The following is a 25,698-nucleotide window of genomic DNA, read 5'->3' as shown; positions in this document are numbered from 1 at the left end:
GCGTTATCGTTGACGTTCTTCGCGAGCAAGCTCGCTCCTACAGCGGCCACACACACCATCATGGGCTTGGCCTCCCACGACACTTTTGATTGAATTCCCCGTTTCGCAGACTAGTATCGGTTTCTGGTTTTACTCCGGAAAATAAAAACAATGTCTGAGTCCTCTTATTCGCCACCCCATGGCGACGTAAAACGCCAACAACTCTCGCGCTTCATCCTCATCACCTGCATTTCCCTGATCAGCTTCTTCCCGATCAATATCCTGCTGCCCTCCTTTCCTGCCCTGGCCGCGAAGTTCGATACCTCAACCGCTGAAGTCGCCTTATCCATCAGCCTGTTCACTCTGGTTTTTGCGATTTCCCAACTGATCGCCGGCCCGCTTTCAGACAAGTTCGGGCGCAAGGAAGTCCTGCTGGGCTGCATCGTGGTTTCCACCCTCGGCTCGATCGGCTGCGCACTGGCGGCGAATTACCCGAGTTTCCTGCTGTTTCGCGCCGTCCAGGCCATCGGCTGTGGCTTTTTTGTGCTCGGCCATGCGCTGGTTGAAGACCTGTTTGAAGAACAGGATCGCGCCCGCATCCGCATCTACTACATGACCCTGAGCGGATCGTTTGTTGCGCTGTCGCCGCTGCTCGGCTCCTGGCTGCAAACCACATTTGATTGGCAGGGCAGCTTTTATGGGTTTGCGGTGATGGCGCTGGGCATGTTTATCCATGCCTGGCTGATATTGCCGTCCAAGGCGGCCAGCCCTGAAAGAGCCCCTGTTTCGATCATCGCCACGCTGAAATCCATCGCAAGCAACCGGGACTTCATCCGTTACTGGTGGATCGCCGCGTTGGTATTCGCGTGTTACTTCGCCTTGATCAGCGTGACACCGCTGATTTTCATGGATGAGTTGAAGCTGTCCGAATACCAGTACGCGGTAGTGCTGATGGTGTATGGCGTTGCCTACCTGCTGGGCGGCGTTGCAGCGACTGCCCTGCAGAAACATATCTCCCTCACGCGACAAATCAACCTCGGGCTGGGCCTGCTGGGGATCGCAGGCGTGTTGCTGGCGTTGGTGATCAGCTATGAGGCCATGACCACCACCACCCTGCTGATCCCGATGCTGATCAGCGCCTTGGCCGTGACCCTGGTTCGCCCCGCCGCGATTTCCGCGGCCATGTTGCTGTTCTCCAGCAGCGCCGGCACCGCCGCGTCGGCCGGCAACAGCATCATGTTCATCACCGCCGCCGTCAGCAGCGCCGCGCTCGCCCAAGCCGGAGACAACTTGCTGATGACCATCGCGATCAGCTTCATCGTGTTCAGCGTTTGGGGTGTGGTGACGAACATCAGAGTCGGACGCTAACGCTCTCCCACTCCCACTCCCACTGTAGGAGCGAGCTTGCTCGCGAAAAACGTATAGGCGACACGGGCTACCCGATAGCGCTGCGTTATCGTTGACGTTCTTCGCGAGCAAGCTCGCTCCTACAGAAGGCATGGCATATTCAGAACCAGTGTTTAAACGCCAATAGACACTGTTGCCACCTACCGTTTCTCTTCTACTTACATGAAGAGGACGAAGGAATGTCCAACCAACAAAACGCCCATCGGCTGCGTACAGGCCGCTATTCAGAATCCGGCCGCATTTACCTGCTCACCGCCGTCACCCATCAACGACAGCTGGTCTTCCAGGACTGGCACATTGGCCGCCTGCTTGTTCGCGAATTCAGAAAGGCTCAGGACGACGGCGAGGCGACCTCACTGGCCTGGGTCGTGATGCCGGACCATTTCCATTGGCTGGTGGAATTGCACAACGGCGATTTGCCGAGACTGATGCGGATTACCAAGTCGCGAAGTGCCCACGCCATTAACAAAGCGAGGAGTTGCCACGGGACACTGTGGCAAAAGGGCTACTTTGATCGGGCGCTGCGCCGGGAAGATGACCTGAAAGCAACAGCCCGATATATCGTCGCCAATCCATTAAGAGCAGGGCTGGTTGAGCGTATCGGCGACTATCCACTCTGGGACGCCATGTGGCTGTGAAATACGCAACCCTGTAGGAGCGAGCTTGCTCGCGAAAAACATATAGGCGACACGGACCACCTGATAGCGCTGCGTTACCGTTGACGTTTTTCGCGAGCAAGCTCGCTCCTACAGGTAGACGGCCATTCCCTCCGGCCGCCAGCGGTGTAGAATCGGACCTATTCATCGCCAGTCATCCCCCGGCGGGTTTATGAGCTCGAGGCCCAAGCACGCGGCGATCCCGCGACGCGAGTGGCAACTTCCGGACACACGGCCATTTTTCGGGTGTTCCAGTCGTCAATTAGAAGCTCACTCCCCTTTAGTACTTGATTAGCCGCCCGGAGTGCTCCAATGCCTGATTACCGTTCGAAAACATCCACCCACGGCCGCAACATGGCCGGCGCCCGCGCACTGTGGCGCGCCACGGGGATGAAAGATGACGACTTCAAAAAGCCGATCATCGCGATTGCCAACTCGTTCACCCAGTTCGTACCCGGCCACGTCCACCTCAAGGACCTGGGCCAGCTGGTCGCCCGCGAGATCGAACGCGCCGGCGGCGTGGCAAAAGAATTCAACACCATCGCCGTGGATGACGGCATCGCCATGGGCCATGACGGCATGCTGTATTCCCTGCCGAGCCGCGAGATCATCGCCGACTCCGTGGAATACATGGTCAACGCCCACTGCGCCGACGCCATCGTGTGCATCTCCAACTGCGACAAGATCACCCCCGGCATGCTGATGGCCGCCCTGCGCCTGAACATCCCGGTGATCTTCGTCTCCGGCGGCCCGATGGAAGCCGGCAAGACCAAACTGGCCTCCCACGGCCTCGACCTGGTGGATGCCATGGTCATCGCCGCCGATTCCAGCGCTTCTGACGAGAAGGTCGCGGAATACGAGCGCAGCGCCTGCCCTACCTGCGGTTCGTGCTCCGGCATGTTCACCGCCAACTCGATGAACTGCCTGGTGGAAGCCTTAGGGCTCGCCTTGCCGGGCAACGGCTCGACACTGGCCACCCACAGCGACCGCGAGCAACTGTTCCTGCAGGCAGGCCGCACCATCGTCGAGCTGTGCAAGCGCTACTACACCGAGAACGATGAGTCGGTGTTGCCGCGCAACATCGCCAACTTCAAGGCGTTCGAAAACGCCATGACCCTGGACATCGCCATGGGCGGTTCCACCAACACCATCCTGCACTTGCTGGCCGCCGCGCAAGAAGCCGAGATCGACTTCGACCTGCGGGACATCGACCGCCTGTCGCGCCACGTGCCGCAACTGTGCAAAGTCGCGCCGAACATCCAGAAGTACCACATGGAAGACGTGCACCGCGCCGGCGGGATCTTCTCGATCCTCGGTTCGTTGGCCCGTGGCGGCTTGCTGCACACCGACCTGCCGACCGTGCACAGCAAATCATTGGCCGAAGGCATCGCCAAGTGGGACATCACCCAGACCACCGACGAAGCCGTGCATCACTTCTTCAAGGCAGGCCCGGCCGGCATCCCGACGCAGACCGCGTTCAGCCAGTCGACCCGTTGGGAAACCCTCGACGACGACCGTGAAAACGGCTGCATCCGCAGTGTTGAGCACGCCTACTCGAAAGAAGGCGGCCTGGCCGTGCTGTACGGCAACATCGCCCTCGATGGCTGCGTCGTGAAAACCGCCGGTGTCGACGAATCGATCCACGTGTTCGAAGGCCGTGCCAAGATCTACGAAAGCCAGGACAGCTCGGTACGCGGCATCCTCGCTGACGAAGTCAAAGAAGGCGACATCGTCATCATCCGTTACGAAGGCCCGAAAGGCGGCCCGGGCATGCAAGAGATGCTCTACCCGACGTCGTACCTGAAATCCAAAGGCCTGGGCAAAGCCTGCGCCTTGCTCACCGACGGCCGCTTCTCCGGCGGTACTTCGGGCCTGTCCATCGGCCACGCTTCGCCGGAAGCCGCTGCGGGCGGTGCCATCGGCCTGGTGCAGGATGGCGACAAGGTACTGATCGACATTCCGAACCGCTCGATCAACCTGTTGATCAGCGACGAAGAACTGGCGGCGCGCCGGGTCGAGCAGGACAAGAAAGGCTGGAAGCCGGTGGAGAAGCGTCCGCGCAAAGTCACTACCGCGTTGAAGGCTTACGCCCTGCTGGCCACCAGTGCCGACAAAGGTGCTGTGCGTAACAAGGCGATGCTTGACGGTCTGTAAACCTCGCCCATAAAAATGCCCCGCCATGTGCGGGGCATTTTTTTGCCTGGTTGAATCAGAACTGCGGCGTATAGGTCATGGTGAACATCACATTACGCGGATCGCCATAGTAGTTGCTGCCCCAGGTCGCGTTGTACGCAGGGATGTAGTACTTCTTGTCGAACATATTGTTCAGGTTCGCCGCCACGGTGAATTCCTGATTGATTTTGTAAGCCACCCGCGAATCCCAGAGGGCGTTGCCCGGCACACTGAAGTTGCGGTCATAGGATTCAGTGCTGCTTTGCGCAGTGACACCGGCGCCGACGCTGACTTTCTCCCAGTCACCCGGCAACTGGTAATCACCCCACACCTTGAGCAGGTGCTTCGGGGTCCAGGTGCTGAAGATCTTGCCTTCGTAAGTATTGTCCTTGAGGAACTTGGTGGTGTTGTAGGTGTAACTGGATGCCAGTTGCAGACCAGGCAGCACCTCACCGCTCAAGGTAGCTTCAAAGCCCTGACTGCGGACCTTGCCCGACGCGACCGAGCAGTACCAGCCACCACAATTCATCGGCCCTTGCAGGTCCTGCACGCCACGGTTTTCCTGGTCGTAGCGGAAGATCGCAAACGAGGTATTGAGACGACCATCGGCCAATTCACCTTTGAGGCCCAGTTCGTAATTCTTGCCCTCGATAGGCTTGAGCATGCTGCCGGACGTAGTCAGGTTGGTCTGGGGTTCGAATGCATCGGCATAGCTGGCGTAGGCCGACCATTGGTCATTGAGGGCATACACCAGGCCTGCGTACGGCGTGACCCGGCCAGTGGTCTGGGTGGTGCTTTGAGTAGGGGCGTCGTACACACCCTGGAAACCGCTTTGGTCGATATAGGAAAAGTCATACCAACTGGTACGGGCGCCAACGATCAGGGTCAGCGGCTCCAGCAACTGGACGCGCCAAGTGCCGTAGATGCCTTTCTGGCGAATGTCATACCAATTCTTTGACCCGGAGCCGTCCTGGAATAATTGATATTTGTCGCGCTGCACACGGTTGTGGTCGATGTTGAAGATATCCGCACCGTCGGTGGCATCCCGGGCATACAGGTCGTGGGTCGTAAGCTTCGAGTAGTTGGCGCCCAGCACGAGTTCCTGGCGGAACCCAAGGGTCTCGAACTTGCCGTTGACGTAGACGTCCACCCCACGGCTCTTGTTGTTGAAGTCGGTGACCCAGTCCACATAACGCACGTTGCCGGTGCTGCCCGGATTGGGGATCTCGTCCCACGTCGCCTGATAAGTGGCGTCGTTGTGTTCATCCATGGCCACCACGGCGGCTTTCAATTTCCAGTCGTCGTTGAAGCGATGTTCCAGGTCGGCGAACACTTGGGTCTGGTTGTTGACGCTACGGTTCCAGCTGGCACCGACAAAGGTCGAGCGCGCAAGGCCGATGTCGCTGCCATTGGCATAACGCGGCAAAGACATGAAGTTCGGGCGAGAGTGACCTTTCTGGTTGCTGATGCCCACGCCGACGGTAGTGTCGGGGGTGAAGTCGTAGTCGACGGCGGCATACACCGTCTGGTTCCAGCTGCCGGCGTAGTCGACAAACGAGTGGGTGGTGTCGTAATCCGCCACAAAGCGGCCGCGCAAAGTGCCCTCGGCGTTCAGCGGGCCGCCGGCGTCGACCTGGGTGCCATAGTGGTCCCAGGAGCCTGCCTTGGCGGTGATGGTGACTGTCGGCACCTCCTGGCCGCGCTTGCGCACCAGGTTCATGGTGCCACCGGGGCTGTTCGCGCCTTGCAGCAAGGCGGCCGGGCCGCGCAGAGTTTCCACACGGTCGTAGATCGCCATGTTTTCAGTGAGGTAGCTGCCCAGCGCGTAGGTGTTACGCGGGATGCCCACATCGTCGTATTGCAGGGTGCCCACTTCGAAGCCACGGGAAAAGATGAACATGCCGGGGCCGGGTGATTTGGTCGCCGTCAGGCCCGGGGTGCGCTTGACCACTTCGGAGAGCTTGGTGGTGTTCTGGTCATCCATCTGCTTGCGGGTCATGACGCTGACCGATTGCGGGATATCCTTGAGTTTCTGCTCACCCTTGCCGATGGTCACGGCGCCGGTGGTGTAGGAGCCGGTGCCTTCGGTTGTCGTCCCAAGCTGCTCGGCGCTGATGGTGGTTGCGCCCACTTCAAGGGCTGTGCCTGATGACACACGCTTTTCCAGGGTCACGGTATCGGCGTTGATAAAGGCCGCACTCAAACCCGTTCCCGCGAGCAACCGCGCCAGAGCGTCCCGTTGCCCCAGGCTGCCACTGACACCGGGCGATGCAACACCTTGGGTCAACTCACTGGGCACCAACACCTGAACCCGCGTCACCGCCGAAAACGCCGCCAATGCGCCGTCCAGGCTTTGTCCCGGAATATCGAAGCGGTAGGTCTGGGCCTGAGTGGTCTCGGCGGCCTGCAGAGACAATGGCGCAGTGCCGCAAGCCAAGGAAATGGCCAGCGCCAGCAAGGGCCGTGCGGCGAATCGGTGTGCCATGGGTGATGCTCCCCGGTGCAAAAGTCAGTGAACGGGCGCGGCACTACTTGAGAGTGCTTACTATTTACGCCTCAGTGATCAAGGACGATGGCTTGGGGAGAAACCCTGAAAGATTTTTGAAAAAGATTCGCCTAGGACGCTTTGCCTTCGCGCAACACCAGCAAATACGGGGTGTAATGCTCGGCACGCAGGTTGAGGGTGTATTCCAGGGCCTTGATGACCGCGTCAGGTTTATCGATCTCGAATACGCCGGACACCACGCGATCGCGCAATGCATCGCCAAACACCAGGGTCTTGCCCGGCCAGTAGCGATTCAGTTCGGCCACCACTTCAGACAGTGGCTGCTGGCGAAACACCAGTTGCCGCTGGCGCCAGGCAAACCCGCTGGCAGGGTCGAACGCGTGGACTGCGGCCAAGCGTTGATCCTGATACTCCACCGCTCGCCCCGGCTCCAGGTACACCGGCTCACCCACGCCGGAGCTGACCTGAACCTTGCCCTGGGCGACTTGCACCTGAGTCTGCGCATCGCGGCGAGCAACGCTGAACTGCGTACCCACTACCTTCACCCAACCGTCACCGGACTGCACCACGAAAGGCCGCGATGGATCCTTGGTCACGCTGAAAAATCCTTCGCCCCGCAACAGGCGAACCTGGCGTTCACCGGCGCTCATGCGGATCTGCACAGCGCTGTCGGTGTTGAGTTGCAGCTGCGAGCCGTCCGCCAGTTCCACGGTGCGCGACTCGCCGGTGCCGGTGGCGTAGTCAGCCCGCAGGCGATCCAGCCATGGCGTGTTCTGCAGCGTCAGGCTGACGGCCAGCAACACAGCGGCAGCACAGGCCCAACGGCGCGCCGGCTTGCGCCAGGCCGCTTGCTCGGCCCGACGAATCACCCGCGCTGGCTCGCGCAGGCCGCCCAGCATCGCCTGGACTTCCTGCCACGCATCATCCTGGGCGGCACCCTGCCCGAGCCATGCGGAAAACGCCTCGATTTCAGCCGCCGTGACGTCTTCAGCCTGAAGACGGAAATACCAGCCGGACGCTTCGGCAAACAACTCGTCGGCAGTGGGTGCGGCGCTCATGACCGGCGTCCTTGTTCATCACAGGCCAGTCGCGCCTTGATAAAGGCACGGCATTCGATCAAGGCCCGACGCAATTGGTATTCCACACTGCGCGGGGTGATCGACAGGCGTTCGCCAATCTCGCGGTAGGAAAGTTCGTCGACATGATAAAGCAGGAAGATCTGCCGAGTCGCTTCGGGCAGCGCCAGGATCGCGTCCTGCATCAGTTGCTCCTGTTGATAGGCAGCCAATTGCTCGTCGGCACTTGGGTTGCTGCAGGGCAGTTCTTCGCTGGGTTCGCCGGCATCCAGGCGCTCGCGGCGGATGGCCTGGCGCTGGTGGTCGCGCACCAGGTTACTGGCGATGGTGAAGAGGAAGGCCGGGAGGTTGTCGATCTTCTCGCCGGAGTCCAGCCGGGCCAGGCGCAGGAACGATTCCTGGGTCAGGTCGGCGGCCACCTGGGCACTGCCGGTGCGGCGGGTGACGAAGGCTTCGAGGGCCTTCTTCTGCTCCGCGAACAGGCGCGCGATCTGCGAATTCCAGGAGAGCACAGCACTACCTTGAGAAGAACGGGATGTTCAGGAAGTGCGCACGCTAGCAGAGGATGAGATTGGTTCGCAATTGATATCTATTTTTGCTGGGGTTTTACAGTGCTGCCGACGACCTCATCGCGGGCAAGCCCGGCTCCCACATGGACCGAGTTGCCTGAGCGAACTCGGTCCATGTGGGAGCTGGCTTGCCTGCGATGGCCGCGCCTCGGTCTTACTGAATCTCGTCCGGCTTGACGATCACCCAGTTTTTATCCGCCGTCACCGGCAACCCTTCCTTGGCCTGGGCCGCAGCGTGCTTGGCCATCATGCCGTTGAGCTGGGTCATGTATTTGTCTTTACGGTTGATCCACAGGTGGATGCCGCCCTTGGCCACGTCCACGTCATGGAACAGCATGTAGCCGTCACTGGTCGGCGTGTCGCCACCGACGATCACCGGTTTTTTCCACTCGTCGATGTAGGTCAGGATCGCCGCGTGCTTGCCGGCCATCCAGGTGGCAGGGGTCCACAGGTACGGGGTCAGTTCCAGGCCGAGGTTGGCCTTCTCGTCATACTTGCCGGCAGCAATCTGTTTGCGCGCGGTAGTCAGCTCGCCGGTCTTGCGGTCCTTGAGCAAGGTGCTCACGCCGATGACATTCTCGGGTTTGACGTTGTAGCCGTACTTCGGATCGGCCGCGACCATGCGCACCAACTCTTCGGACGCGGCGGTCATCACGTAGACCTCGATGCCGTTTTCCATCAGCTTGTTGAACAGCTCAGCCTGGCCGGTGAAGACCTTCGGCGGCTGCACTTCCATGTTCTTGACCACGTCACCGTCGTAATAGGTGACCGGCACCGGCTTGCCCGACGCCATCATCTCGTCGACGTAGCCCTTGAGTTCCTTGAGGGTGAAGCCGGAGAAAATCTGCGCGACCCACGGGTAGCAGACCATGTCGTCGACTTCGCAGAGGCGGTAGTAGTAACTGAACAGGCTTTCCTTGTGGTCAGCGGTGTCTTTGAACGGGATCAGCTTCAGGGAAGGGTCCATGGTGTCGCGGGTAATCAGGCCCTTGTTTTCCAGGTATGGCAGCAATGACTCTTCAAGGTCGTAGCGATAACTGGTGTTGTCCATGTCGAACACCGCGAAGTTGCCCTTGTTGGCGTTGGCGGCAATCATCGTGTCCAGTTGCTTCGCGGCAGCCGCCGGCCAGTGTTTCAACTCGGTGGCGGCAAAGGCCTGGCTCGCAAGGCCCAGGCACAGCGCGGCGGCAAACAGTTTCGGCGCTAGCTTCATGTGCGTTTTCTCCCTGAGTGAAAGACATCGACGCTAACAAATCTGTATGACAGTTATCGCCCGAGCGCGACCGCTTTCGTCGTGATCGCGCCAACACCATACGCCAGGGCGTCACCCGCTTATTCCAAAAACGACAGTCACCATGCGATAACGTTATTAAATCAATATATTTCAAGCTGTTAGGCTTGCCGGTTCGCAATCGCAGGCTCCTGCGATTGGCTGCCTTCTCAACGGAGCTTCAATGAATCTGCCCCTGATTCTCAACTTACTGGTGTTCGTGGCCCTGTTGCTGGGCCTGGCACAAACCCGTCGAACCAACTGGAGCCTCGCCAAGAAGGTGTTGTTTGCGTTGGTCCTCGGCGTGATCTTCGGTGTGGTGCTGCACGCGATCTACGGTGCCGGCAACCCGGTACTCAAGGCCTCGATCGGCTGGTTCGACCTGGTCGGCAACGGTTACGTGCAGTTGCTGCAAATGATCGTGATCCCGCTGGTGTTCGCCTCGATCCTCAGCGCCGTGGCCCGCCTGCATAACGCCTCGTCCCTGGGCAAGATCAGCTTCCTGACCATCGGCACGCTGCTGTTCACCACGGCGATTGCGGCGCTGATCGGTATCGGCCTGACCAACCTGTTCGGGCTCACTGCCGAAGGTCTGGTGGCCGGCACCCAGGAAATGGCACGCCTGCAAGTGATCCAGAGTGACTACGCGGGCAAGGTCGCCGACCTGAATATCCCGCAACTGCTGCTGTCGTTCATCCCGCAGAACCCGTTCGCCGACCTGGCCCGGGCCAAGCCGACGTCGATTATCAGCGTGGTGATCTTTGCTGCGTTCCTCGGGGTTGCCGCGCTGCAACTGCTCAAGGATGACGTGGAAAAAGGCCAGAAAGTCCTCAACGCCATCGACACCCTGCAAGCCTGGGTGATGCGCTTGGTGCGCCTGGTGATGAAGCTGACCCCGTACGGCGTATTGGCGCTGATGACCAAAGTGGTCGCCAGCTCCAACCTGCAAGACATCATCAAGCTCGGCAGTTTTGTGGTGGTGTCGTACCTGGCGCTGGGCCTGATGTTTGTAGTGCACGGCCTGCTGCTGTCCCTGGCCGGGATCAACCCGCTGCGGTTCTTCCGCAAGGTCTGGCCGGTGCTGACGTTTGCCTTCACCAGCCGCTCCAGCGCCGCCAGCATCCCGCTGAGCATTGAAGCGCAGACCCGTCGTCTGGGGATTCCGCAGTCCATTGCCGGCTTTGCCGCCTCGTTTGGCGCAACAATTGGCCAGAACGGTTGCGCGGGTCTTTACCCGGCGATGCTGGCGGTGATGGTTGCGCCGACGGTGGGTATCAACCCGCTGGATCCGCTGTGGATCGCAACACTGGTGGCGATTGTGACCTTGAGTTCCGCCGGTGTGGCGGGCGTGGGAGGCGGTGCGACATTTGCCGCGCTGATCGTGCTACCGGCGATGGGCTTGCCGGTGTCACTGGTGGCGCTGCTGATTTCGGTTGAGCCGCTGATCGACATGGGCCGTACCGCGTTGAACGTGAACGGTTCGATGACGGCGGGGGCGATTACCAGCCAGATCATGCAGCAGACGGATAAAGAGTTGTTGAATGCGGATGAGCATGCGGAGTTGGCGCAGGCTTAACCGATTCTACTGCTTGGCAGGGAGTTCGCTCCCTGCTAACTCAAGCGCTCGGTAGCTTTACGATATACCTCGTCGCGCTCACGCTTATCGACAGCCACCACAAATACCGTGACCTCCTGATCAATCACCTGATAGACCAACCGGTAACCGCTGCTACGCAGCTTGATTTTGTAGCAGTCGGGCAAACCATGCAGCCGGTTAGCTTCAATACGTGGATGGGTCAGGATCTCAACCAGCTTTTTCTTGAGCTGTTGACGTACGGTATCCCCAAGCTTGCGCCATTCCTTTAGCGCTCGTGCATCAAACTCAAGGTTATAGGTCATCCAGTGAGACCTTCACTCGCTGGGGAGCAGCCAGCCGTTCCCGAACTGTAGCCAACAAGGCTTCATCGTCCTCGGTCATCAGAACAGGCTTGAACGGTAATTGCCCGCGCTCAGCCACATATTGCAGGGCTTGGCGCATCAATTCGGAAGGGGTGACACCCAACTTTTCCAGCTCGTGATAAGCGCGAGCTTTAAGGTCGTCGTCGATACGGATGTTTATAGAGGCCATCATGCGACCCTCACTGTAATGACATTGGTCATTACAGTGGCGCAAGAAATGCTCTTTTGCAAGCCAGATTTGTCGCAGACGCGTCAGGCTTTTTCCCAAACCTCAAAGTTATACGCCGGCTTGTCCCCCTCTGCCGCATTCTCGACATTCGACACCAGCTTCCACTGGTTCAAATCAAACTCGGGAAACCACGCATCGCCTTCCGGGCTCAATGCTACCCGCGTCAAATACAGGCGGTCCGCCTGCTCCAGCCCCTGGGCATACAACTGCGCGCCGCCGATCAGCATCAGCTCATCCACGCCCTGCGCCTTGGCCCATTCCTCAGCCCGCTCCACTGCTGCGTCGAGGGACGGAAAAACTTCCGCACCTTCCAGCGCCAAGTCGGTCTGACGGCTGACCACTATGTTCAAGCGGCCCGGCAACGGTCGACCCAGGGAATCCCAGGTCTTGCGCCCCATGATGATCGGCTTGCCCAAGGTGGTGGCCTTGAAATATTTGAAATCCCCCGGCAAATGCCAGGGCATGCTGTTGTCGACGCCGATCACACGGTTTTCACCGAGGGCTGCGATCAGGCTTAAAGGGAGAGTTTTTTTCATGGCGACGAGAATACCAGAGCCGCGCGCGGCATACCCCAACCGGCGTTCCAGCGGTTATGCTCCAACCTCACTGGCTCAACAGGACGGCGCGTGACAGCTCTGAATCCCCTGCAAACACTCTGGCTGACCGAAACCGTGCGCTTGCGCGAGGAACACGCCGGCGCCCTGGAAGACCAGGAAGCCAATCGCCTGGCCCGCAGCAGCGGCGGCGACTTGCCGACGCGCATTCAAAACCGCGCGCTGTGGCTGGCTGAACGCGATGGCCTGACCGCCGCCCTGACCCGCTGGCTGCAAGGTGCACGCCTGGCGCTGATCCTGCTGACGGTGGTTGCCATTATCAGCGGTGCCGGCCTGGCCTTTGCCGCGCTGGGCAACGGGCTGGCGCCGGTCAATGTGTTCTGGGCCCTGGGCAGCCTGCTGGGTTTGAACCTGATCCTGTTGTTGAGCTGGGCCCTGGGCCTGTTGTTTGCCGGTGAACACGGCGCCAGCCTCGGCCGCCTGTGGTTATGGCTCAGCGAAAAACTCGCCCGCGACGCCAAGGCCGCGCAACTGGCACCCGCCCTGCTGCTGTTGCTGCAACGGCGCAAACTCAATCGCTGGGCGGTCGGTGTGCTGGTCAACAGCTTGTGGCTGCTGGCACTGCTCAGCGCCCTGGTGATCCTGCTGACGCTGTTGGCCACCCGGCGCTACGGCTTTGTGTGGGAAACCACCATCCTGCGGGCCGACACCTTTGTCGCCGTGACCCAAACCCTCGGCGCCCTGCCCGCCTTGCTCGGCTTCAATGTGCCCACCGTCGAGATGATCCGCGCCAGCGGCGATGCCGCCCTGAATATCGAAAGCGCCCGCCAGGCCTGGGCCGCCTGGCTGGTGGGCGTGCTACTGGTGTACGGCATCCTGCCGCGGCTGATCCTCGCGCTGCTGTGCCTGTGGCGTTGGAAACGTGGGCGCGCCGCCTTGAGTCTCGACCTTAACCTGCCCGGCTACAGCCAACTGCGTGAACGTCTGATGCCCAGCAGCGAACGGCTTGGGGTCAACGATGCGGCGCCCGAACAGTTGCACCACGTGATCGGCGGCGTCAGTGAACTGGAAAGCGATGGCGCCCTGCTGGTGGCCATCGAACTCGATGACCAACGCACCTGGCCGCCGAAGCTCCCGGCCAGCGTCAAGGACGCCGGCATCCTCGACAGCCGTGAATCCCGCAACAAGCTGCTGGAGCAACTCACCCGCTTCCCGCCCGCACGCCTAGCCATTGCCTGCGACCCACGGCGCTCGCCGGATCGCGGCAGCCTCGCGCTGATCGCCGAACTGGCCCGCAGCGCCACCGCCACCCGGGTCTGGCTGCTGCAAGCACCGGCGGGCCAGGCCCTGGACGCGGAACGCCTGGGTGACTGGCATACAGCATTGCAACAGTTGGAGATCCCGTTCGCCGATTGCGCGCCGCTCACCTGGCTGGAGACCGGTCATGACTAAGCCCCTGAAACTCGCGGTGGTCGGCCACACCAACGTCGGCAAGACCTCGTTGCTGCGCACCCTCACGCGAGACGTCGGCTTTGGTGAAGTCTCCCATCGGCCCAGCACCACCCGGCATGTCGAAGGTGCTCGGCTGTCGGTAGACGGCGAAGCCTTGCTGGAGCTGTACGACACGCCGGGCCTGGAAGATGCCATCGCCCTGCTCGATTACCTCGAGCGCCTGGACCGTCCCGGCGAACGCCTCGACGGCCCGGCACGGCTGGCGCGTTTTCTGGAAGGCAGCGAAGCCCGGCAACGCTTCGAACAGGAAGCCAAGGTGCTGCGCCAACTGCTCGCCTCGGATGCGGGCCTGTATGTGATCGACGCCCGGGAACCGGTGCTGGCCAAGTACCGCGATGAGCTGCAAGTGCTGGCCAGCTGTGGCAAACCGTTGCTGCCAGTGCTCAATTTTGTCAGCAGCGCCGACCACCGCGAGCCGGACTGGCGCGAAGCCCTCGCCCGCCTCGGCCTGCACGCGCTGGTGCGTTTTGACAGCGTCGCGCCGCCGGAAGACGGCGAGCGCCGCCTCTATGAAAGCCTCGCCCTGCTGCTGGAAAATTCCCGTGGGCAACTGGAGCGGCTGATCCTTGATCAGGAAGCCCAGCGCCAGGCTCGCCAGCAAAGTGCTGCGCGGTTGATTGCCGAACTGCTGATCGACTGCGCCGCCTGCCGCCGCAGTGTGGTCAGCGAAGCCGAGGTAGAACAGCAAGCCATCAGCGAACTGCGCAAAGCCGTGCGCCAGCGCGAACAGCGTTGCGTGGAGGCCTTGCTCAAGTTGTTCGGCTTCCGCCCGCAAGACGCCGCCGCCAGCGATTTACCGCTGCTGGACGGGCGCTGGGGCGATGACCTGTTCAACCCCGAGACCCTCAAGCAACTGGGCGTGCGGGTCGGTGGCGGGATTGCGGCAGGCGCCGCCGCCGGTGCGGGTGTGGATCTACTCGTAGGCGGCCTGACCCTCGGCGCCGCCGCCCTCGCCGGAGCCATCGCCGGTGGCGCCCTGCAAACTGCCCGCAGTTATGGCAGCCGCCTGCTGGGCAAGATCAAGGGCCAGCGCGAGCTGACCGTCGACGACAGCGTGCTGCGCCTGTTGGCCCTGCGCCAGCGGCAACTGCTCAAGGCCCTGAACTTGCGGGGCCACGCGGCGATCCACAGCATCAAGGTCGACACGCCCCAGGACAAGACCTGGCGCGAAGGCAAGCTGCCGGAAGCCCTGAACAAGGCCCGCGCCCATCCGCAGTGGTCGTCCCTCAACCCGCACCCCAGGTTGAGCCAGGCCGAACGCCAGGAACAGATCGAAGCCTTGGCCCAGCGCCTGGACGAGACCTAAGCCGCCAACAGTTGCCGGGCCTTGGACTTCAGCACTTCAAGGTCCAGCACCGGCACATGCATTTCCTTGGCCTGTTCATCCCAGTGGCGCATGCGCAGGCTGACGGCACACAGCGGGTCCTGCTCGAACGCTTGGGCTTCCTCGGCGGTCATCACGCCGCCCTGGTAACCCAAGGTACGGCGGCTGGCTTCGCTCAAGCGTGCGTAGTAATCCGGCTGGCTGAAGGTCAGGTAACGCTTGGCCTGCACGTGGTATTCCACCAGTTTTGCCATGCGCTCGCTGAAGCCTGCGCGGCGCAGATAATCGGCGCCCAGCCGTTCATGGCTGACCACACCATAACCGCCCATGTTCTCGCCACCTTCGCCGCAGATATGCCCGATATCGTGGAAGAACGCCGCCAGCACCACTTCATCATCGAAGCCCTCAGCCATGGCCAACTGCGCAGCCTGGGACATGTGCTCGATCTGCGAGACCGGTTCGCCGATGTAGTCAGCGGTGCCGTGTTGTTCGTAAAGGCCGAAGACCTCGGCGATTGCCTGTTCTGCGTTCATCACGCGTTCCCCCACAACTCTGTGATATTGCGCTCCGCCATCGCCGGCCCAACGCTCATGCCCACGCCCGTGTGCATCAACGCCGCACTCACCCCCGGCGCCGCCCGCAGGAACGAAAATGGCCCTGGGCCGAGGGAACCATAGACACCCTGCCAGCGTTCCACGACCTGGATCTTGCAGCCCAAGGTGTGTTCGGCCAGTTCGATCATCCAGGTGTCCACCTGCTCGGCATTGAACGGTGAAGGGTCGCTGCCGTAATGGTGGGAGTCACCGATGATCAGCTCACCATAAGGCGTTGGGCTGATCAGCAGATGAATGCCGTTTTCGTGCAGATGCGGTACATCCCGCAGAATTTCGGCCTGTACCGGCGCGGCCTCCGGCAAATCGGCGAAGGCGCCGTAGTGGACGCAGCTGAGACCGGTCAGCAGCGCGTGTTGCAGGTTCAATTCCACCGCTGGTCGGGCGCGCAGCATTTGCAGGCGGCAGATTTGCGGGTTGAGTTCGCCGATCTGCTCGGCCAGCAGCGTCTGGTAGTCGTGGCCGGAGCAGACAATGATCTGCTCGCCGCGAAAGGTTCCAGCGGTGGTGTGAACCTGGCCGGGCTCGATGTCGCGGACCAGGGTGGAGAAATGAAACTCCACGTTCAGTTCACGGCTCAGGTAGTTGATCAGCGCCGGGATGGCTTCGCGGGAATACAGTTGTTGATCGTCCAGGCCGTGAATCGCGGCACGGTGATGAGCGAACTGGCCACCGTACAGACCGTGCAGGGCCGCGCCTTGCAGCAACTCGACGCGATAACCGTGCTCCCGGGCGCGACCGGCGCAGAAGGCTTCAAGCAAGTGCTCTTCGGCTTCGGTGCGGGCGAACAGATAGGAGCCGTTGCGTTTGAGCTGGATACCGGCGAGCTGTGCCCACTGACCCCAGATTTCGCGGCTTTCCCGCGCCAGGTCGAGCATCGGCCCGGGCGGTTGGCCGGTGACCAGTGCCTGGCCAAAGTTGCGCACGGAAGCACCCAGCGGTGTGGCGCTACGCTCGAAGACCTTGACCTTGAGGCCGCGTTTGGCGGCCGCATAAGCGTGGGACAGGCCGAGGATGCCGGCGCCGATGATCAGCAGTTGTGTCATGAAGACCTCTCGTTCCCACGCTCCGCGTGGGAATGCATCCTGTGACGCTCCGCGTCACGACTACAAAAGCGGACGCAGAGCGTCCAGGCCCGCGTTCCCACGCAGAGCGTGGGAACGATCGGTGGTTATTGTTTTTCCGACTTGCCGTCATAGCGCTTGCGCCATTCGGTCAGGATGCTGTCGCGGTTTTTCGACGCCCAGGCAAAGTCGTTCTTGATCAGCCGCTGCTCATAGTCAGCCGGCAATTCGGTCTGCGGCTTTGCAATACCCGGCTGAGCCAGTACCGCGAAGTTTTCCTTGTACAGCTCCATCGCCGCCGGGCTGGCGGAGAAGTCGGCGAGTTTCTGTGCCGCGTCCGCGTGGGCAGTGCCTTTGATCACGGCAGTCGCTTCGATGTCCCAGCCCAGGCCTTCTTTCGGCAGGATGATGTCCAGCGGTGCACCCTGGCGCTTCAGTTGAACGGCCGGGTATTCAAACGAGATACCGATCGGAAACTCACCCGACGCCGCCAGCTTGCACGGCTTGGAACCGGAGTGAACGTACTGGCCGATGTTCTGGTGCAGGTCGTCCATGTACTGCCAGCCCTGTTTCTCGCCGAAGGTCTGCAGCCAGGCGCTCACATCCAGGAAACCGGTGCCGGACGAGGCCGGGTTGGGCATCACGATCTTGCCTTTGTACTCAGGCTTGGTCAGGTCCTGCCAGCTCACCGGCTTGCTCAGGCCCTGCTTTTCGGCTTCGACGGTGTTGAAGCAGATGGTCGCAGCCCACACGTCCATGCCGACCCAGGCCGGTGGGTTGGCGGCGTCGCGGTAGTTCGCGCCGATCTTGCCCAGGTCCTTGGGTGCGTAGTTTTGCAGCATGCCCTGCTGGTCGAGGATCGCCAGGCTGGAAGCCGCCAGGCCCCAGACCACGTCAGCCTGCGGGCGGGCTTTTTCGGCCAGCAGCTTGGCGGTGATGATGCCAGTGGAGTCGCGCACCCATTTGATATCGATGTCCGGGTTAGCCTTTTCGAAGGCTTGTTTGTAAGTCTTCAATTGCTCGGCTTCGAGGGCCGTGTACACGGTCAACTCGGTCTTGGCGGCAAAGGCATTCAGGCTGAACGCAGTGAGCACAGCAGCGGCTAACGCCAGGGGCTTGAACATGGTGCAGTTCCTTTATGGATGATTTATTGGCCGGGCGCGGTTTGGCGCCAGGCCTGGGAGCGGCGCAACAAGCCGCGTGAGGCCCACGCCAGCAGCAAGGACACGCCCGCCGAGGTGAACAGAATCAGGGTCGACATGGCCGCCGCGCCGCCGACGTTGCCGGCGTCGTCCATGTTCAGCACGGCGACTGCCGCTAGGATGGTGTCGGGGCTGTAGAGGAAGATCGCGGCGGAGACGGTGGTCATCGCCGAGACGAACAGGTAGCGCACGATGTCCAGCAACGCCGGCAGGCAGATCGGCACGGTGACCCGCAGGTAATGCCGGTACAGCGGCGCCTTCAGGGACAGCGCGGCGGCTTCGAACTCGGCGTCCAACTGGCGCAGGGCCGTGGTGGCGGTCATCTGTGCGGTGGTCAAATAGTGAGCAATGGTGCACACCACCAGCAGCGTCATGGTGCCGTAGAGCACATGCAGCGGATTGCCGTTGAGGTTGAAAAAAAACACGTAGCCCAGGCCCAGCACCAACCCTGGCACCGCCATCGGCACGAAGCTGAGCATGCGCAGCGCCAGGTTCAGGCCCTTCTGGCCCTTGGTTTTTTCCATCAGGTAGGCGCCGGTGAAGATCAGCACGCTGCCGATCAATGCAGTGCACAGGGCCATGGTGATGCTGTTGCGGTAGGCCAGCCAACCGCCGCCGGCCGTGTCCTCGAACTGGTAGTGGGCCAGTGACAGCGACAGGTTATAGGGCCAGAACTTCACCAGCGATGAGTAGACCGCCATGCCGAACACCAGCAACAGGATCGTGCAGATCAGCAGGACGATGGCCAGGTAGCAGCCATCCCGCAGTTTCGACGGCGCCGGCTGGAACACTTGGGCGCGGCCGCTCATGGAGTCGCCATGGCGACGGCGTAGCCAGGCGTCGACACCAAAACTGAACAGTGCCGGCAGCAGCAGGACCATGCCGATCAAGGCACCGCGGCCAAATTGTTGCTGGCCGACCACAGCTTTGTAGGCTTCCAGCGCCAGCACTTGATAATCGCCGCCGACTACCACGGGCACGCCAAAGTCAGTGATGGTCAGGGTGAACACCAGGCAAAACGCGGCAAACACGGCCTGGCGCGTCGCCGGCCAGGTGATGCTGCGAAACGCCCGGGCGGGACTCGCGCCCATGCTCGATGCGGCGTCAAACAAGCGTGCATCCGCCAGGGAAAGCGCCGACAACAGGATCATCAAGGCATGGGGAAAGGTGTAGATCACTTCGCCGAGGACGATGCCCCAGAAGCCATAGATGTTGTCCGACAGCAGCCCGCGCAGCATGCCCTGGTTACCGAACAGGTAGACCAGCGCAATCCCGGGCAGCATCGACGGCGCCATCAACGGCAGCAGCGACATGCCACGCCAGATCGCCTTGCCCGGAATCAACGTGCGTTGCAGGGCGTAGGCAAACAGGTAGGCCAAGGGTACGACGATGGCCGCCACGCTGCCGGAAACCTTCAGGCTGTTACCCAGCAACCAGTGGAAGTTGTCGCTGGTGACCAGTTCCCGCGCCGCCACCAGGCCACCGCCCTGCCCGGCTTCACTGCTGAAGCCGCGCCAGAAGATGGCCAGCAGCGGCAGCAGTACCGCGACGCCCAGCAGGCACAGCCAGAGCAGCTTGCCGCCGACTACAAAAATACGGTCGCCGACTTCGGCACGGGAAACCTGACGAGCCACGTTATCGGGTATCGGCAGAGTCATATCGCGGGCCATCTCAGGCAAACACCTGCAGGCTGCGCGGGGGCAGCGCGACCCAGATGTCCTGGGCGCCGAGGCGCGGCATGGCTTCCGGGGCCAGTTCGGCGAGCAGCGGATGGCCGGGCAGTTGGTCCAGCTCAAAGCTCATGCGGCAGCGGTTGCCGAGGAAGGTGATCTCGCGGACCTTGGCCGGGAACAGGTTTTCTTCATGCACCGGCGGGTTGACGCTGATGGCTTCCGGGCGGCAGAACAGACGGCCCGATTTTGCGGCACCGGAGTTTTCCGCCAGGCGCATATTCATCCCGCCGACCTGGGCGTGGCTGGCGCTGTTGCGGCTGAACGGCAGCCAGTTGCCCTGGCCGACGAACTCGGCCACGAACGGCGTGGCCGGGCGGTCGTAGATTTCCTGGGGCGTGGCGTATTGCTCGACCTTGCCGTTGTTCATCACGGCAATGCGGTCGGCCATCAGCATGGCCTCGTCCTGGTTGTGGGTAACCATCAGGGTGGTGATGCCCAGGCGGCGTTGCAGTTGGCGCAGCTCGGTGCACAGATGCTCGCGAACCCGGGCATCGAGGGCCGACATGGGTTCGTCCAGCAACAACAAGGACGGCGCCGGCGCCAGGGCGCGGGCCAGGGCCACACGCTGCTGCTGGCCGCCGGAGAGTTGACCGGGGAATTTCTTTTCGCTGCCCACCAGGCCTACGAGTTCCAGCATCTGCCCGACGCGCTTGCGCACTTCATCGCGGCCACTGCCGGTGAGGCCGTAGCCGATGTTCGCTTCGACGGTGAGATTGGGAAACAGCGCGTAGGACTGGAACAGAATGCCGTAGTCCCGTGCCTGGGGTGCCAGCAGGGAAACGTCGCGGTCGCCGAGGTACAACTCGCCGCTGTCCTGGCGTTCCAGGCCGGCGATGCAGCGCAGCAAGGTGGTCTTGCCGCAGCCCGACGGGCCCAGCAGGCACACCAGTTCGCCGGCGGCGACATCCAGGGACACGTTATCCAGCGCGGTAAAGGCGCCGAAGCGTTTCTGCACACCGCGCACCTTCATTGGCGCGCCGGGGTTGGTCATGGCTGTGTTCATGGAGGCACCTCATCAAACTGATGAAGGTCATCCTAGGCAGGCAATGCGTCCCTCATGTGGCAGAAAGGCAAAACGTGGCGATAGTGGTATTGGTGGATTTGGGTAGGGCCAACAGATTGTTCCTACGCTCTGCGTGGGAATACATCCTGTGACGCTCCGCGTCACGACCTTAAGAGCGGACGCGGAGCGTCCAGGCCGGCGTTCCCACGCAGAGCATGGGAACGATCAGAGAGGAGACATTTCCTGCGCCAACCCCAGGAAAGCCGCCGGCAATCGGGCGCCCTTTCGCTCTTTGAGGCAGTACAAATACTCGGGAATCTGCGGGGCGTTCTCGATGGTCAGCACGCGCAATTGCGGGTCATGGGGCACTTCCTGGCGGGCAATGATGCTGATGCCGATATTGCGCAGCACTGCCTCACGGATCGATTCCCGGCTGCCGATCTCCAGCAGCGGCCCGTAACTCACGCCAGCGCCCTGTAACATCTCTTCAGTCAATCGGCGGGTGGTGGAGCCTGGCTCGCGCATCAGCAAGGTATGCCCGGCCAGCGCGGTCAGTGGCACATGGTCGAGCACTGCCAGCGGATGATTGCGATGCACCGCCAGCACCAGCGGGTCCATGCCCAGTACCCGCCGGATCAGGCGCGGGTCTTCAAGCAGTTGAGATGAGGCAGCGACGTCGACGCGGTAGTCATCCAGCGCTTCCAGCACCTGCTGGGAGTTGCCGATCTCCACCGAAACCTCAACCTGCGGCAGCCGCTCGCGGAAGGTTTTGACCAGGTCGAGGATGTAATAAGGCGCCGTCGCGGCAATCCTCAACGTGCCTTGCACCTGGCCACTGTTGCGCAGAAAAAACTCGATGTCCGCTTCCTGCTGCAACAGCGCCTTGACCATCGGCAACAGCCGCGCGCCTTCCTCGCTGACGGTCAGTCGGCGCCCGCCTCGGTAGAACAACTCCACCGAGTACTGGCTTTCCAGGTGACGAATCTGGGTGGTCACCGTGGGCTGGCTCAGCCCGAGCTTTTTCGCCGCCTGGGTAATACTGCCCAGGCGGGCGACCATGTAAAACGCCTTCAGCTCGGCACTCAGCACACCACCCTCTCATCGACTATTTGCGCAACAGGCGCAGGCCATTGAACACCACCAGCAGGCTCACGCCCATGTCGGCGAACACTGCCATCCACATGGTGGCCATCCCAAGGAAGGTCACCGCCAGGAAGATCGCCTTGATCACCAGGGCCAGGGCAATGTTCTGCTTGAGGATACTCGACGTGCGCCGCGACAGTTGAATGAATGCCGGAATCTTGCGCAGGTCGTCGTCCATCAGTGCCACGTCGGCGGTCTCGATGGCGGTGTCGGTACCGGCGGCGGCCATGGCAAACCCGATCTCGGAACGGGCCAGCGCCGGGGCGTCGTTGATGCCGTCGCCGACCATGCCCACCCGGTGGCCCTTGGCGTAGAGCGCTTCGATGGCTTGCAGTTTGTCGGTGGGCAACAGGTCGCCCTGGGCCTGGTCGATGCCGACCTGATCGGCGATTGCCTTGGCGGTGTGGGTGTTGTCGCCGGTGAGCATCAGGGTCTTGATGCCCAAGTCATGCAACTGTTGGATGGCCTCGCGGCTGGTGTCTTTCACGGTGTCGGCCACGGCGAACAGCGCCAGCGGGCCGGATTTATCCAGCAGCAGGACCACGGACTTGCCTTGTTTTTCCAGGGCGAAGAGTTTTTCTTCAAGGGCCGGCGAGCACAGGTTCAGCTCTTCCACCAGACGGTGATTGCCCAGGTAATAGACTTCACCGTTGATTTCACCCTTCACACCGCGACCCGCCAGGGCTTCGAAGTTATCCACAGTGTGAGCGGTGAGATTCTTATCCACAGCCGCATTGGCGATGGCCAGGGACACTGGGTGATCGGAGCGCCCGGCGAGGCTCGCGGCCAGGGCTGGGGCGCTGTCTTCCATGTTCGGGAACAGCGACAGGTAATCGGTTTGCACCGGTTTGCCGTGGGTGATGGTGCCGGTCTTGTCCAGGGCCAGGTAGTCGAGTTTGTAACCGCCCTCCAGGTACACGCCACCCTTGATCAGGATGCCTTTGCGCGCCGCGGCGGCCAGGCCGCTGACGATGGTCACCGGGGTGGAAATCACCAGCGCACACGGGCAGGCGACGACCAGCAATACCAGCGCACGGTAGATCCAGTCAAACCACACGCCTGCCATGAACAGCGGCGGAATCAGCGCCACGCCCAAGGCAAAGATAAACACCGCCGGGGTGTAGACCTTGGCGAAGGTGTCGACAAAACGCTGGGTAGGCGCGCGGGCGCCCTGGGCCTGTTCCACGGCGTGGATGATCCGCGCCAGGGTCGAGTTATTGGCGGCGGCGGTGACTTTGTATTCCAGGGAACCGGCCTGGTTGATGGTGCCGGCGAAGACTTTGTCGCCCACGGTCTTTTCAATCGGCAGGCTTTCACCGGTAATCGGCGCCTGATCGATGGTGGACTGGCCGGAGGTGACTTCACCGTCGAGACCAATCCGCTCGCCGGGGCGAACCCGCACGATGGCGCCCAGTTCGATGATTTTGACATCCTGTTCAACCCAACTGCCGTCGGCCTGACGAACCGTGGCCTGTTCCGGGGTCATCTGCATCAAGCCGCTGATGGCGTTACGTGCACGGTCCAGAGACTTGGCTTCGATCAACTCCGCCACGGTAAACAGGAACATCACCATCGCGGCTTCAGGCCACTGGCCGATCAGGATCGCGCCGGTGACGGCGATGCTCATGAGGGCGTTGATGTTCAGGTTGAGGTTCTTCAGGGCAATCCAGCCCTTTTTATAGGTGGTGAGGCCGCCGCTGAAGATCGAGATCAGCGCGACCAGGGCGATCACCCACGTCGGGGCTGCGTTGGTGAAGTGCAGCACTTCGGCACCCAACGCGCCCACGCCGGACACGGCCAGTGGCCACCAGTGCTTCTTCGCCGGCGGTTCCGCCGGGGCGACGCCCTCTTCGATGGGATCCGCCTGCATGCCCAGGGACTTGATGGCGTCGATGATCGGCGCGGTCGTCGGCAGGTCGTGGGTCACGCCGAGAATGCGGTTGATCAGGTTGAATTCCAGTTGCTGCACACCGGCGAGCTTGCCCAGTTTGTTCTGGATCAGCGTCTGCTCGGTGGGGCAGTCCATGGCTTCAATGCGGAAGGTACTCAGCCGCGAGCCCGCCGTCGGGGCTTCAGTCAGCTTCACCAGCGCCGGCGCGGCCTTGCTGGAACAGCAGGAATCACCATGGCTGCCATGGTCGTGCTTCTGCACAGGTTTCAGCTTGGGGCCGTGATCGTGCGCATGGTCATGATCATGGTCGTGCTTGTGCGGGGTGTGGATGGAATCGCTCATTCTGTCGCGTCCGTAAAGGTGCCTGTTGCCAAGTAAAGACCCTGTAGCCACTATAGGGTCAAGCACCCTTTTGGAGATTGCTGCGATGAAGATTGGCGAATTGGCAAAATTGACGGATTGCCAAGTGGAAACCATCCGTTATTACGAGAAGGAAGGCCTGCTGCCGCCGCCTGCGCGCAGCGATGGAAACTACCGCCTGTACACCCAGGCGCACACCGAACGGCTGGTGTTTATCCGCAACTGCCGCAGCCTGGACATGACCCTTGAGGAAATTCGCAGCCTGCTGGGCCTGCGGGACAGTCCTCAGGATCAGTGCGAAAGCGTGAATGCATTGATTGACGAGCACATCCACCACGTGAAGGCGCGGATCGACGGGCTGCTGGCGTTGCAGGAACAGTTGCTCGACCTGCGCCAACGCTGCGGCGGCGGGCCGGATCTGGATCAGTGCGGGATTTTGCAGCGGCTGGAAGTCAGCGGGAGTGTCGCGGCCAGCGAGGCTGAGCCCTCACATGTGGGCAGAAGCCACGGCCATTGAAAGTGTACACAAAACAAATGTGGGAGCGGGCTTGCTCGCGAAAGCGGAGTGTCAGCCACTGAATGTGTTTCTGATACACCGTATTCGCGAGCAAGCCCGCTCCCACATTGGGACCGAGATCGCCTTTAGATAGCCACGTCGGCCTTGATGCTCGGATCAGCGTCATAACCCACGATTTCAAAGTCTTCGAATTTGTAATCGTAGATCGACGCGGGTTTGCGCTTGATCACCAGTTCCGGCAGCTTCTTCGGCGTGCGCGCCAGCTGGGTCTGGATTTGTTCCATATGGTTGCTGTAGGCATGGGTGTCGCCCGTGGTGACGATGATCTCGTGAGGGATCAGGTCGCACTGCTGGGCCAGCATATGGGTGAGCAACGCCAGGGCCGCGGTGTTGTATGGCAGGCCGAGGAATACATCGGAGCTGCGGATGTACAACTGCATCGACAGATGCCCGTCATGCACAAAGGCCTGGTACAGCAGGTGGCAAGGCGGCAGCGCTTGCTTGCCGTCCCGGGCGTTTTGCTGGGGGCTCTTGGTCTCGTCCGGCAGGTACTCGACGTTCCAGCCGTGGAACAGGATGCGGCGGCTGTTGGGGTTGGTCTTCAGCGTCTCGACCATGTAGTCGATCTGGTTGATCTTGCCGCCGTCCTTGGTTGGCCACGCGGTCCACTGCTCGCCGTACACCGGGCCCAGGTCACCGTCTTCGGTGGCCCATTCGTCCCAGATCTTTACGCCATTCTCGTTCAGCCACTTGATGTTGGTGTTGCCACTCAACATCCAGATCAATTCGTTGGCGATGCTTTTGAAGTGAAGCTTCTTGGTGGTCAGCAGCGGGAAGCCGTCGGCCAAGCTATGCCGAAACTGACGGGCAAACACGGCCTTGGTGCCGGTGCCGGTACGGTCGCCCTTGGTCAGGCCATTGGTCACGACATCGTTCAGTAGTTCGAGATATTGCTTCATGT

22 protein-coding genes are annotated in these 25,698 nt (G+C 61.5%); 7 read left to right on the top strand and 15 right to left on the bottom strand.

Annotated features, from left to right (window positions below):
* Nucleotides 1–150 precede the first annotated feature (150 nt).
* The 3 genes from ACUN0G_RS14930 to ilvD all read left to right on the top strand — a co-directional run bounded on the left by ACUN0G_RS14930 (nucleotide 151) and on the right by ilvD (nucleotide 4,196).
* Nucleotides 151–1,347, top strand: coding sequence for an MFS transporter (locus ACUN0G_RS14930; protein WP_445573733.1), 1,197 nt, complete (start codon nucleotides 151–153; stop codon nucleotides 1,345–1,347).
* Between the two features lie 218 nt (nucleotides 1,348–1,565).
* Nucleotides 1,566–2,024, top strand: coding sequence for an REP-associated tyrosine transposase (locus ACUN0G_RS14925; RefSeq protein ID WP_445573732.1), 459 nt, complete (start codon nucleotides 1,566–1,568; stop codon nucleotides 2,022–2,024).
* 330 nt (nucleotides 2,025–2,354) lie between these two features.
* Nucleotides 2,355–4,196 (top strand): dihydroxy-acid dehydratase, encoded by a 1,842-nt coding sequence (gene ilvD, locus ACUN0G_RS14920; protein ID WP_017476546.1) that lies wholly within the window; start codon nucleotides 2,355–2,357, stop codon nucleotides 4,194–4,196.
* 55 nt (nucleotides 4,197–4,251) lie between these two features.
* Here the strand turns inward: ilvD and ACUN0G_RS14915 are convergent, their stop codons facing one another.
* The 4 genes from ACUN0G_RS14915 to ACUN0G_RS14900 all read right to left on the bottom strand — a co-directional run bounded on the left by ACUN0G_RS14915 (nucleotide 4,252) and on the right by ACUN0G_RS14900 (nucleotide 9,578).
* Nucleotides 4,252–6,699, bottom strand: a complete 2,448-nt coding sequence (locus tag ACUN0G_RS14915; protein WP_445573731.1) for a TonB-dependent siderophore receptor — start codon at nucleotides 6,697–6,699, stop codon at nucleotides 4,252–4,254.
* A gap of 131 nt (nucleotides 6,700–6,830) precedes the next feature.
* Nucleotides 6,831–7,778: a FecR family protein gene (locus ACUN0G_RS14910; protein WP_445573730.1), complete on the bottom strand. Its 948-nt coding sequence runs from the start codon at nucleotides 7,776–7,778 to the stop codon at nucleotides 6,831–6,833.
* Nucleotides 7,775–8,308 (bottom strand): RNA polymerase sigma factor, encoded by a 534-nt coding sequence (locus ACUN0G_RS14905; RefSeq protein ID WP_177020251.1) that lies wholly within the window; start codon nucleotides 8,306–8,308, stop codon nucleotides 7,775–7,777. The genes ACUN0G_RS14910 and ACUN0G_RS14905 overlap by 4 nt, the downstream gene beginning before the upstream one ends.
* 211 nt (nucleotides 8,309–8,519) lie before the next feature.
* Nucleotides 8,520–9,578 carry a phosphorylcholine phosphatase gene (locus ACUN0G_RS14900; RefSeq protein ID WP_003213803.1) on the bottom strand — a complete coding sequence of 353 codons (1,059 nt, stop codon included), beginning with the start codon at nucleotides 9,576–9,578 and terminating at the stop codon, nucleotides 8,520–8,522.
* Between the two features lie 241 nt (nucleotides 9,579–9,819).
* Here ACUN0G_RS14900 and ACUN0G_RS14895 point away from each other — a divergent pair, with 241 nt between their 5' ends.
* On the top strand, nucleotides 9,820–11,211 hold the full coding sequence (locus tag ACUN0G_RS14895) for an L-cystine transporter (RefSeq protein WP_003213804.1): 1,392 nt from the start codon (nucleotides 9,820–9,822) through the stop codon (nucleotides 11,209–11,211).
* A gap of 35 nt (nucleotides 11,212–11,246) precedes the next feature.
* Here the strand turns inward: ACUN0G_RS14895 and ACUN0G_RS14890 are convergent, their stop codons facing one another.
* The 3 genes from ACUN0G_RS14890 to ACUN0G_RS14880 form a co-directional block, all read right to left on the bottom strand.
* The gene (locus tag ACUN0G_RS14890) at nucleotides 11,247–11,534 is read right to left on the bottom strand and encodes a type II toxin-antitoxin system RelE family toxin (RefSeq protein ID WP_421525224.1); all 288 of its coding nucleotides are present in this window, start codon (nucleotides 11,532–11,534) and stop codon (nucleotides 11,247–11,249) included.
* Entirely contained in the window at nucleotides 11,524–11,763 is a 240-nt protein-coding gene (locus ACUN0G_RS14885; protein WP_258348672.1) for a type II toxin-antitoxin system RelB/DinJ family antitoxin, read from the bottom strand. The genes ACUN0G_RS14890 and ACUN0G_RS14885 overlap by 11 nt, the downstream gene beginning before the upstream one ends.
* An 83-nt stretch (nucleotides 11,764–11,846) precedes the next feature.
* Nucleotides 11,847–12,359: a dihydrofolate reductase gene (locus ACUN0G_RS14880; RefSeq protein WP_259195550.1), complete on the bottom strand. Its 513-nt coding sequence runs from the start codon at nucleotides 12,357–12,359 to the stop codon at nucleotides 11,847–11,849.
* A 90-nt stretch (nucleotides 12,360–12,449) separates the two neighbouring features.
* Between ACUN0G_RS14880 and ACUN0G_RS14875 the strand changes: the two genes are divergently transcribed.
* On the top strand, nucleotides 12,450–13,829 hold the full coding sequence (locus tag ACUN0G_RS14875) for a DUF2868 domain-containing protein (protein WP_445573729.1): 1,380 nt from the start codon (nucleotides 12,450–12,452) through the stop codon (nucleotides 13,827–13,829).
* Nucleotides 13,822–15,195, top strand: coding sequence for a DUF3482 domain-containing protein (locus ACUN0G_RS14870; protein WP_003213808.1), 1,374 nt, complete (start codon nucleotides 13,822–13,824; stop codon nucleotides 15,193–15,195). Before ACUN0G_RS14875 ends, ACUN0G_RS14870 begins: the two co-directional genes overlap by 8 nt.
* Here the strand turns inward: ACUN0G_RS14870 and ACUN0G_RS14865 are convergent.
* The 7 genes from ACUN0G_RS14865 to ACUN0G_RS14835 all read right to left on the bottom strand — a co-directional run bounded on the left by ACUN0G_RS14865 (nucleotide 15,192) and on the right by ACUN0G_RS14835 (nucleotide 24,202).
* Nucleotides 15,192–15,746, bottom strand: coding sequence for a phosphonate degradation HD-domain oxygenase (locus ACUN0G_RS14865; RefSeq protein ID WP_258342672.1), 555 nt, complete (start codon nucleotides 15,744–15,746; stop codon nucleotides 15,192–15,194). The genes ACUN0G_RS14870 and ACUN0G_RS14865 overlap by 4 nt on opposite strands.
* Nucleotides 15,746–16,870, bottom strand: coding sequence for a TIGR03364 family FAD-dependent oxidoreductase (locus tag ACUN0G_RS14860; protein WP_445573728.1), 1,125 nt, complete (start codon nucleotides 16,868–16,870; stop codon nucleotides 15,746–15,748). Before ACUN0G_RS14860 ends, ACUN0G_RS14865 begins: the two co-directional genes overlap by 1 nt.
* A gap of 125 nt (nucleotides 16,871–16,995) precedes the next feature.
* Nucleotides 16,996–18,012 carry a putative 2-aminoethylphosphonate ABC transporter substrate-binding protein gene (locus ACUN0G_RS14855; protein WP_017476554.1) on the bottom strand — a complete coding sequence of 339 codons (1,017 nt, stop codon included), beginning with the start codon at nucleotides 18,010–18,012 and terminating at the stop codon, nucleotides 16,996–16,998.
* A 23-nt stretch (nucleotides 18,013–18,035) separates the two neighbouring features.
* Complete coding sequence (locus tag ACUN0G_RS14850; RefSeq protein ID WP_445573727.1) at nucleotides 18,036–19,760, bottom strand: putative 2-aminoethylphosphonate ABC transporter permease subunit; 1,725 nt, start codon at nucleotides 19,758–19,760, stop codon at nucleotides 18,036–18,038.
* 1 nt (nucleotide 19,761) lies between these two features.
* Nucleotides 19,762–20,826 carry a putative 2-aminoethylphosphonate ABC transporter ATP-binding protein gene (locus ACUN0G_RS14845; protein ID WP_063026458.1) on the bottom strand — a complete coding sequence of 355 codons (1,065 nt, stop codon included), beginning with the start codon at nucleotides 20,824–20,826 and terminating at the stop codon, nucleotides 19,762–19,764.
* A gap of 225 nt (nucleotides 20,827–21,051) precedes the next feature.
* A complete protein-coding gene (locus tag ACUN0G_RS14840) occupies nucleotides 21,052–21,915 on the bottom strand; it encodes a LysR family transcriptional regulator (protein WP_421525231.1) in 864 nt (287 codons plus the stop codon).
* 16 nt (nucleotides 21,916–21,931) lie between these two features.
* Nucleotides 21,932–24,202, bottom strand: coding sequence for a heavy metal translocating P-type ATPase (locus tag ACUN0G_RS14835; protein WP_445573726.1), 2,271 nt, complete (start codon nucleotides 24,200–24,202; stop codon nucleotides 21,932–21,934).
* 85 nt (nucleotides 24,203–24,287) lie between these two features.
* On the opposite strand from ACUN0G_RS14835, the gene cadR reads away from it, so the two are divergent.
* Nucleotides 24,288–24,737 carry a Cd(II)/Pb(II)-responsive transcriptional regulator gene (cadR, locus tag ACUN0G_RS14830; RefSeq protein WP_017476559.1) on the top strand — a complete coding sequence of 150 codons (450 nt, stop codon included), beginning with the start codon at nucleotides 24,288–24,290 and terminating at the stop codon, nucleotides 24,735–24,737.
* A 125-nt stretch (nucleotides 24,738–24,862) separates the two neighbouring features.
* On the opposite strand, the gene ACUN0G_RS14825 is transcribed toward cadR, so the two are convergent.
* A complete protein-coding gene (locus ACUN0G_RS14825; RefSeq protein WP_008438950.1) occupies nucleotides 24,863–25,696 on the bottom strand; it encodes a thymidylate synthase in 834 nt (277 codons plus the stop codon).
* Nucleotides 25,697–25,698: the final 2 nt, after the last annotated feature.

It is taken from the genome of Pseudomonas sp. 32A (assembly GCF_052682255.1).
The sequence above is the reverse complement of the archived record's forward strand: the minus strand, read 5'-3'. Positions and strand labels throughout refer to the sequence as shown.

Excerpts from the sequence above, each read along its gene's own strand:
- ACUN0G_RS14870 (WP_003213808.1), top strand. The coding sequence starts at position 13,822 with ATGACTAAGCCCCTGAAACTCGCGGTGGTCGGCCACACCAACGTCGGC.
- cadR (WP_017476559.1), top strand. The coding sequence starts at position 24,288 with ATGAAGATTGGCGAATTGGCAAAATTGACGGATTGCCAAGTGGAAACC.
- ACUN0G_RS14930 (WP_445573733.1), top strand. The coding sequence starts at position 151 with ATGTCTGAGTCCTCTTATTCGCCACCCCATGGCGACGTAAAACGCCAA.
- ACUN0G_RS14900 (WP_003213803.1), bottom strand. The coding sequence starts at position 9,578 with ATGAAGCTAGCGCCGAAACTGTTTGCCGCCGCGCTGTGCCTGGGCCTT.
- ACUN0G_RS14860 (WP_445573728.1), bottom strand. The coding sequence starts at position 16,870 with ATGACACAACTGCTGATCATCGGCGCCGGCATCCTCGGCCTGTCCCAC.
- ACUN0G_RS14890 (WP_421525224.1), bottom strand. The coding sequence starts at position 11,534 with ATGACCTATAACCTTGAGTTTGATGCACGAGCGCTAAAGGAATGGCGC.
- ACUN0G_RS14895 (WP_003213804.1), top strand. The coding sequence starts at position 9,820 with ATGAATCTGCCCCTGATTCTCAACTTACTGGTGTTCGTGGCCCTGTTG.
- ACUN0G_RS14915 (WP_445573731.1), bottom strand. The coding sequence starts at position 6,699 with ATGGCACACCGATTCGCCGCACGGCCCTTGCTGGCGCTGGCCATTTCC.
- ACUN0G_RS14925 (WP_445573732.1), top strand. The coding sequence starts at position 1,566 with ATGTCCAACCAACAAAACGCCCATCGGCTGCGTACAGGCCGCTATTCA.
- ACUN0G_RS14835 (WP_445573726.1), bottom strand. The coding sequence starts at position 24,202 with ATGAGCGATTCCATCCACACCCCGCACAAGCACGACCATGATCATGAC.
- ilvD (WP_017476546.1), top strand. The coding sequence starts at position 2,355 with ATGCCTGATTACCGTTCGAAAACATCCACCCACGGCCGCAACATGGCC.
- ACUN0G_RS14880 (WP_259195550.1), bottom strand. The coding sequence starts at position 12,359 with ATGAAAAAAACTCTCCCTTTAAGCCTGATCGCAGCCCTCGGTGAAAAC.
- ACUN0G_RS14885 (WP_258348672.1), bottom strand. The coding sequence starts at position 11,763 with ATGGCCTCTATAAACATCCGTATCGACGACGACCTTAAAGCTCGCGCT.
- ACUN0G_RS14865 (WP_258342672.1), bottom strand. The coding sequence starts at position 15,746 with ATGAACGCAGAACAGGCAATCGCCGAGGTCTTCGGCCTTTACGAACAA.
- ACUN0G_RS14825 (WP_008438950.1), bottom strand. The coding sequence starts at position 25,696 with ATGAAGCAATATCTCGAACTACTGAACGATGTCGTGACCAATGGCCTG.
- ACUN0G_RS14850 (WP_445573727.1), bottom strand. The coding sequence starts at position 19,760 with ATGGCCCGCGATATGACTCTGCCGATACCCGATAACGTGGCTCGTCAG.
- ACUN0G_RS14845 (WP_063026458.1), bottom strand. The coding sequence starts at position 20,826 with ATGAACACAGCCATGACCAACCCCGGCGCGCCAATGAAGGTGCGCGGT.
- ACUN0G_RS14855 (WP_017476554.1), bottom strand. The coding sequence starts at position 18,012 with ATGTTCAAGCCCCTGGCGTTAGCCGCTGCTGTGCTCACTGCGTTCAGC.
- ACUN0G_RS14910 (WP_445573730.1), bottom strand. The coding sequence starts at position 7,778 with ATGAGCGCCGCACCCACTGCCGACGAGTTGTTTGCCGAAGCGTCCGGC.